At 69.2% G+C, this 6765-nt stretch carries 8 protein-coding genes and 1 pseudogene; 8 read left to right on the top strand and 1 reads right to left on the bottom strand.

The window, feature by feature from the left end:
- A pseudogene (locus R6V09_RS42230) lies at nt 1-554 on the bottom strand (SAM-dependent methyltransferase); the annotation flags it as partial.
- Between the two features lie 198 nt (nt 555-752).
- Here R6V09_RS42230 and proS point away from each other — a divergent pair.
- The 8 genes from proS to lepB all read left to right on the top strand — a co-directional run bounded on the left by proS (nt 753) and on the right by lepB (nt 6701).
- Nucleotides 753-2168 carry a proline--tRNA ligase gene (gene proS, locus R6V09_RS42225; protein ID WP_317886788.1) on the top strand — a complete coding sequence of 472 codons (1416 nt, stop codon included), beginning with the start codon at nt 753-755 and terminating at the stop codon, nt 2166-2168.
- 260 nt (nt 2169-2428) lie between these two features.
- The gene (locus R6V09_RS42220; RefSeq protein ID WP_317886787.1) at nt 2429-3025 is read left to right on the top strand and encodes a hypothetical protein; all 597 of its coding nucleotides are present in this window, start codon (nt 2429-2431) and stop codon (nt 3023-3025) included.
- 287 nt (nt 3026-3312) lie between these two features.
- Nucleotides 3313-3732, top strand: coding sequence for a 30S ribosomal protein S16 (gene rpsP, locus R6V09_RS42215; protein ID WP_317886786.1), 420 nt, complete (start codon nt 3313-3315; stop codon nt 3730-3732).
- Between the two features lie 2 nt (nt 3733-3734).
- Entirely contained in the window at nt 3735-3974 is a 240-nt protein-coding gene (locus R6V09_RS42210; RefSeq protein ID WP_005479813.1) for an RNA-binding protein, read from the top strand.
- 105 nt (nt 3975-4079) lie between these two features.
- Nucleotides 4080-4622, top strand: coding sequence for a ribosome maturation factor RimM (gene rimM / locus R6V09_RS42205; protein ID WP_317886785.1), 543 nt, complete (start codon nt 4080-4082; stop codon nt 4620-4622).
- Entirely contained in the window at nt 4622-5455 is an 834-nt protein-coding gene (gene trmD / locus R6V09_RS42200) for a tRNA (guanosine(37)-N1)-methyltransferase TrmD (RefSeq protein WP_317886784.1), read from the top strand. The genes rimM and trmD overlap by 1 nt, the downstream gene beginning before the upstream one ends.
- A gap of 133 nt (nt 5456-5588) precedes the next feature.
- Nucleotides 5589-5939 (top strand): 50S ribosomal protein L19, encoded by a 351-nt coding sequence (gene rplS / locus R6V09_RS42195; protein WP_019058701.1) that lies wholly within the window; start codon nt 5589-5591, stop codon nt 5937-5939.
- 45 nt (nt 5940-5984) lie between these two features.
- Nucleotides 5985-6701, top strand: a complete 717-nt coding sequence (gene lepB, locus R6V09_RS42190; RefSeq protein WP_317886783.1) for a signal peptidase I — start codon at nt 5985-5987, stop codon at nt 6699-6701.
- The last annotated feature ends 64 nt before the right edge of the window (nt 6702-6765 follow it).

Below are 6765 nucleotides of genomic sequence, written 5' to 3'. Positions count from 1 at the left end.
CGCTCTTCCGATCTCACCCGCAGCACGGACGAGGTCGCGCAGCGCTCCGGCGGACCCCAGCCCGCCAGCACCACGGGTGTCCCCCGCTCCGTCAACGGCGTGGCGGACGCGAGCAGTTCGCCGAGTCCCTCCGCGTCGCCCGCGAGACACCCGATGGGCTCGAAGGCGGTCACCAGGGTGTACGCGGGCGTCTCCGCGTCGGCCGCGTCCCTTGGTGATCCGTAGACGAGCCGGGTGCGCGCACGCGCGCGTGGTGACCAGGCGTCCGGCAGCAGGCGCTCCCGGGCGAGGGCCAGCCGTTCGGGGGAGGAGGACTCGACACCGGTCACCGCAGCGCCTCTGGAGGCCGCCATCAGCAGGGCGAGCCCGGAACCGCAGCCGAGGCCGAGCAGCCGGGTGCCGGGCCCCACTTCGAGTCGCTCGTAGACGGCTTCGTGGAGCGGTACCAGCATCCGCTCCTGGATCTCGGACCAGTCACGCGCGCGTGCACCCAGGTCCACACGGGGCGCGGGCCCCGCATGAGGCAGGTAGTGCCGCACGAGCGTAGGTGTCATCGAAAGCGCCCCAATCCGCCGAGAGTTGTGGCCGTGCCCGTTTCCGAGGCCCCCGTGATGTGCGCTCGCACTTCCCCCGTATGCCAGCAAACTCCGCGCTCGCTACCGCGTCCAGGGTTTGTGGGGCCCGGCTTGTGGCTTCTCTGTGGGAGTGGCGAGAATTCACATGACGGCAACGTGGGCCCGTACGATCTCGCCATGGCCAAGGCACCCGTACTCACGCCGCGGGCGGACGATTTCCCCCGCTGGTACCAGGATCTGATCAGCAAGGCCGAGCTGGCCGACAACGGCCCGGTGCGCGGCTCCATGGTCATCCGACCGTACGGGTACGGCATTTGGGAGCGGATGCAGGCCGAGATGGACGCCCGGATCAAGGAGACGGGTACCGAGAACGCCTACTTCCCGCTGCTGATCCCGCAGTCCTACCTCGCCCGCGAGGCCGACCACGTCGAGGGCTTCGCGCCCGAGCTGGCCGTGGTCACGCACGGCGGCGGCAAGGAGTTGGAGGAGCCCGCGGTCGTCCGGCCCACCTCCGAGATGATCATCAACGAGTACTTCTCGAAGTGGGTGCAGAGCTACCGCGACCTGCCCCTGCTGATCAACCAGTGGGCGAACGTGGTCCGTTGGGAGCTGCGCCCCCGCCTCTTCCTCCGTACGAGCGAGTTCCTCTGGCAGGAGGGCCACACGGCGCACGCGACCTACGAGGAGGCGCGCGACTTCGCCGCGCACATCCACCGCCAGGTGTACGAGGACTTCATGGTCAACGTCCTCGCGATGGACGTCGTACCGGGCCGCAAGACGGTCAAGGAGCGGTTCGCGGGCGCGATCAACACCCTCACCCTCGAAGGGATGATGGGCGACGGCAAGGCGCTGCAGATGGCGACCAGTCACGAGCTGGGCCAGAACTTCGCCAAGGCCTTCAACACCCAGTACCTGTCCAAGGAGGGCAAGCAGGAACTGGTCTGGCAGACCTCCTGGGGCTCCACCACCCGCATGATCGGCGCCCTGGTGATGATGCACGGCGACGACGACGGACTCCGGGTGCCGCCGCGGCTGGCGCACATCCAGGTCGTCGTTCTCGCGATCAAGGGCGACGAGGCGGTTCTGGCCAAGGTCCGCGAGCTCGGGGCCCGGCTGAAGGCGGCGGGCGTCCGCGTCCGCGTCGACGACCGCACGGACGTCCCCTTCGGGCGTCGGGCCGTCGACTGGGAGCTCAAGGGCGTACCCGTACGGATCGAGGTCGGGCCCCGTGACCTGGAGAACGGCACCGCGATGCTGGCCCGCCGGATCCCGGGAGGCAAGGAGCCGGTGGCGATCGACTCCCTCGTAGAGCTGCTTCCCGTCATCCTTGAGGAGGACCAGGCGCTGCTGCTGAAGCAGTCCCGCGAGCGGCGCGAGTCCCGCACCTCCGAGGTGTCGACGATCGGGGAGGCCGTCGAGGCCGCCACCGCCGGCGGCTGGGCGCGCATCCCGTGGGCGGCACTCGGCGAGGAGGGCGAGGCCGAGCTGGCCGAGCACGCCGTCACCGTACGGTGTCTGGTCGCCGAGGACGGGTCGGTACCGGACGCCGACAAGGCACCGGGTAACGTCGCGGTCGTCGCGCGCGCCTACTGAAGCGGCGGCCTCCGGCGGCAGAGCGACCGAAAGGCCTCTTGCGCAACGGCGGACAACAGCTCCCCCGGCGCGCGGACACCGTCTACGCGCCGGGTCGTACGTAGGACTACGCACCAGCTTGGTATGAGCTGTGAGGCTTCTCCGCAGATCAGCGCACCCGCCCTCGTCAGGACGCATCAGCGGCAACTGACGGGTACGTGCAAATTATTTGGGATGCCCCGGAATCGGAACACAGGGGCACTCCGGCTCGTTGTCATTACGTGAGCACGACACAGACACCACCTGTTCTCGCCGCAGAGCTGGCAGAGGCGTGGGCCGACATTCAGCGGTACCACCCCGAACTGCCCGATCTGGCCGCGCCCGAGTCCCTGATCGGAGAGTCGTCGTCCGCCTGCGGACACGAACTCTCCTTCGAGCGACTGCTCCATGAGGCAGTCCATGGCATCGCCGCCTCGCGCGGCGTGCGCGACACGTCCCGTGCCGGCCGCTACCACAACCGCAGATTCCTTGCGATCGCCGAGGAGCTGGGCCTGGACCACCCCGACGAACCGCATCCCAGCAGCGGTTTCTCGCTGGTCCAGCTCAACCCCGAGGCCAAGCGGCGCTACCGGCCGACGATGGAGCGTCTCCAGCGCGCGCTGAAGGCGCACACCGTCGCCACCTCCGCCGACACGTCCCGCACCTTCCGCGGCCCGGCCGCCCGGCACGGCTCGTCCGGCGGGGGCGTCCGCGTCAAGGCGGTGTGCGACTGCGGTCGTAACGTACGGGTCGTCCCGTCGGTGCTGGCCCAGGCGCCGATCGTGTGCGGGGGCTGCGGCAAGCCCTTCCGCATTCCGGAGGTCGTGGGCGCGGCCTGAGGGCGCGGCTGCTCGTGGCAGCCGCACCCCGCAGGGCCGGGTTGCGCACACCCGCGCCGGTCACCTCCCGGCGCCGGGTGTCGCTTCCGCATGGGCCGGGGCGTGCGGGGGCATGCTCCCCGGTCGGGCGAACCGCCAGGGTGTGGCACAATGGCTAGCTGTACTCGACAGCCGCACAGGAACCCTCTCGCCTCCGGCTGACGCGTCCATCGGGCACTCGGGTACCGCAACCCCACGCGGCAATCTCGCCGTGCCCAACCACGTCAAAACCAGGAGAACCCACTCCCGTGGCAGTCAAGATCAAGCTGAAGCGTCTGGGCAAGATCCGTTCGCCTCACTACCGCATCGTCGTCGCCGACTCCCGTACCCGCCGTGATGGCCGGGCCATCGAGGAGATCGGTCTGTACCACCCGGTGCAGAACCCCTCGCGCATCGAGGTCGACACGGACCGCGCGCAGTACTGGCTGGGTGTCGGCGCGCAGCCGACCGAGCCCGTCCTCGCCATCCTGAAGCTCACCGGCGACTGGCAGAAGTTCAAGGGCCTGCCGGCCCCGGCTCCGCTGCTCGTGGCCGCGCCGAAGGCCGCGCGTCCCGTGTTCGACGCCCTCGGTGGCGACGACGCGAGCAAGGGTGAGGCCATCACCCAGAAGAAGAAGGCTGACAAGAAGGACGAGGCTGCGGCCGAGTCCGAGTCGTCCGAGGCCTGAGCATGCTCGAGGAGGCTCTTGAGCACCTCGTGAAGGGCATCGTCGACAACCCTGACGATGTGCAGGTCGCCTCGCGCGACCTGCGTCGCGGGCGCGTGCTGGAGGTCCGGGTGCACCCCGACGACCTCGGCAAGGTGATCGGTCGCAACGGCCGCACCGCTCGCGCTCTGCGCACCGTCGTGGGCGCCATCGGCGGCCGAGGCGTCCGCGTCGACCTCGTCGACGTGGACCACGTCCGCTGACGTTCGTGGATCACATCCACTGACGTCTATCGCAAACCGGCTCGGGCCGGGGAGGGCCTGCGGGCCGTCCCCGGCCCGTCGTCGTACTACAGGAGATCAAGCACAGTGCAGCTGGTAGTCGCTCGTATCGGCCGCGCCCACGGCATCAAGGGCGAGGTCACCGTCGAGGTACGCACCGACGAGCCGGAACTCAGGCTCGCCCCCGGAGCCGTCCTGGCCACCGAACCCGCCGCCACCGGCCCCCTGACCATCGAGACCGGCCGGGTCCACAGCGGCCGTCTCCTCCTGCGCTTCGAGGGTGTCAGCGACCGCACCGGCGCCGAGGCCCTGCGCAACACCCTCCTGATCGCCGAGATCGACCCGGAGGAGCTGCCGGAGGAGGAGGACGAGTACTACGACCACCAGCTGATGGACCTGGACGTCGTCACCAAGGACGGCACCGAGGTCGGCCGGATCACCGAGATCTCGCACCTGCCCTCCCAGGACCTCTTCATCGTCGAGCGGCCCGACGGCAGCGAGGTGATGATCCCGTTCGTCGAGTCGATCGTCATCGAGATCGACCTGGAGGAGCAGCGCGCGGTCATCGACCCGCCGCCCGGCCTGATCGACGACCAGGCGGAGATCGCCTCCTCCCGGGAGGAGGCGTAATGCGGCTCGACGTCGTCACGATCTTCCCCGAGTACCTCGAACCGCTGAACGTCTCCCTCGTCGGCAAGGCACGCGCGCGTGGACAGCTGAATGTGCACGTGCATGATCTGCGCTCCTGGACGTACGACCGCCACAACACGGTCGACGACACTCCCTACGGCGGCGGCCCCGGCATGGTCATGAAGACCGAGCCCTGGGGCGACGCCCTGGACACCGTCCTGGCCGACGGCTACGAGACGGGCTCCGGCGCGCCCGCGCTCATCGTGCCCACGCCCAGCGGCCGGCCCTTCACCCAGGAACTCGCCGTGGAGCTCTCCGAGCGCCCCTGGCTGGTCTTCACGCCCGCCCGCTACGAAGGCATCGACCGGCGGGTCATCGACGAGTACGCGACCCGCATGCCCGTCTACGAGGTATCCATCGGCGACTACGTACTCGCCGGCGGCGAGGCGGCCGTCCTGGTCGTCACGGAGGCCGTGGCGCGGCTCCTGCCAGGGGTCCTGGGCAACGCCGAGTCCCACCGCGACGACTCCTTCGCGCCCGGGGCCATGGCCAACCTCCTGGAGGGGCCGATCTACACCAAGCCGCCCGCCTGGCGCGGCCGGGAGATCCCGGACGTGCTGCTCAGCGGCCACCACGGGAAGATCGCCCGCTGGCGGCGCGACGAGGCGCTGAAGCGCACAGCCGCCCACCGGCCCGACCTGATCGAGCGCTGCGAGCCCAAGGCCTTCGACAAGAAGGACCGCGAGATGCTCTCGATCCTGGGCTGGGCACCGGACCCGGCGGGGGAGCCGTACGGCCGATTTTGGCGCAGGCCGGACGGCGTGGAAGAATAGGTCGCTGTTGTGCGTCGTCCGGCGTGCGCCCCTGCCACAGGGGGACATGACGCCCGCCCCGACACGGACAGCATCCTTCACCTCACCTAACTCCCGTCGGTGACCTGTGGCATCGATGAAGAAAGCAGACGAAATGTCCCACCTGCTCGACATCGTCGACGGCGCCTCGCTGCGCACCGACATCCCGGCCTTCCGCCCGGGTGACACCGTCAACGTCCACGTCCGCGTCATCGAGGGCAACCGCTCCCGTGTGCAGCAGTTCAAGGGCGTAGTCATCCGTCGCCAGGGCGCCGGTGTCCGCGAGACCTTCACGGTCCGCAAGGTCTCGTTCTCCGTCGGCGTGGAGCGCACCTTCCCGGTGCACACCCCGATCGTCGAGAAGATCGAGCTCGTGACCCGTGGTGACGTCCGTCGCGCGAAGCTGTACTACCTCCGTGACCTGCGCGGCAAGGCCGCGAAGATCAAGGAGAAGCGCGACAACTGAGCTTGATACGGGGTTCATATCGGGGCCGGATAACATCTGGCTCCGATGGACACCGAAGCACAGCCGACGGAGCGCGACCGCTCCTCCCGCCCTTCCGACTCCGAGGACACCTCGGACACCGAAGGACCGGAGGGGCGGTCGCGTTTCGCGTTGGTGTCGCGTGTCGCCGAGTGGCTGCCCGGCGGCCGGATCACCCTGACTGCCCTGGTCTGTCTGGTGTTTCTGCTGCTGCTCAACACCTTCTTGCTGCAGCCATTCCAAATTCCTAGCGGATCCATGGAATCCGGATTGAGGATCGGCGACCGCGTTCTCGTAAATAAGTTGGCGTACCGTTTTGGTGCTCATCCGCGGCGCGGCGACATCGTCGTGTTCGACGGAACCGGCTATTTCGGGGACGCCGACTACATCAAGCGCGTTGTGGGTGTGGGGGGAGACCACGTGGTCTGCTGCGACGAGAAGGGGAGGCTCCAGGTGAACGGGCGGTCGGTCGACGAGACGGCGTTCCTGTACCCCGGGGACACTCCGTCCAGCGTGCCGTTCGACGTGGTCGTGCCCTCCGGCACGCTCTTCGTCCTCGGTGACCACCGCAGCGACTCAAGCGACTCCCGGGATCACCTGGGCGACCCGGGCGGAGGCATGATTCCCGTTGGTGACGTCATCGGACGAGCCGATTGGATCGTCTGGCCCGCCGGGCACTGGACCCGACTCGTCCGACCCGGGGCCTACGCGCGCGTACCCGCCGCGGACGGTGCCCATGGGTAACCGCGGCAAACCGCGCGGCGCGACGCCGCCGGGCGGCTCCTTCGGGAACGAGAATCTGCTGCCG

The sequence above is a fragment of the Streptomyces sp. W16 genome (genome assembly GCF_033194735.1).
Classification (GTDB): domain Bacteria; phylum Actinomycetota; class Actinomycetes; order Streptomycetales; family Streptomycetaceae; genus Streptomyces.
Note: the sequence above shows the minus strand (reverse complement) of the source record. Positions and strands in the feature narration are given on the sequence as shown.

Bases quoted from the DNA above. Each gene is read 5' to 3' on its own strand.
- proS (WP_317886788.1), top strand. From the start codon at position 753: ATGGCCAAGGCACCCGTACTCACGCCGCGGGCGGACGATTTCCCCCGC.
- R6V09_RS42210 (WP_005479813.1), top strand. From the start codon at position 3,735: ATGCTCGAGGAGGCTCTTGAGCACCTCGTGAAGGGCATCGTCGACAAC.
- trmD (WP_317886784.1), top strand. From the start codon at position 4,622: ATGCGGCTCGACGTCGTCACGATCTTCCCCGAGTACCTCGAACCGCTG.
- rplS (WP_019058701.1), top strand. From the start codon at position 5,589: ATGTCCCACCTGCTCGACATCGTCGACGGCGCCTCGCTGCGCACCGAC.
- lepB (WP_317886783.1), top strand. From the start codon at position 5,985: ATGGACACCGAAGCACAGCCGACGGAGCGCGACCGCTCCTCCCGCCCT.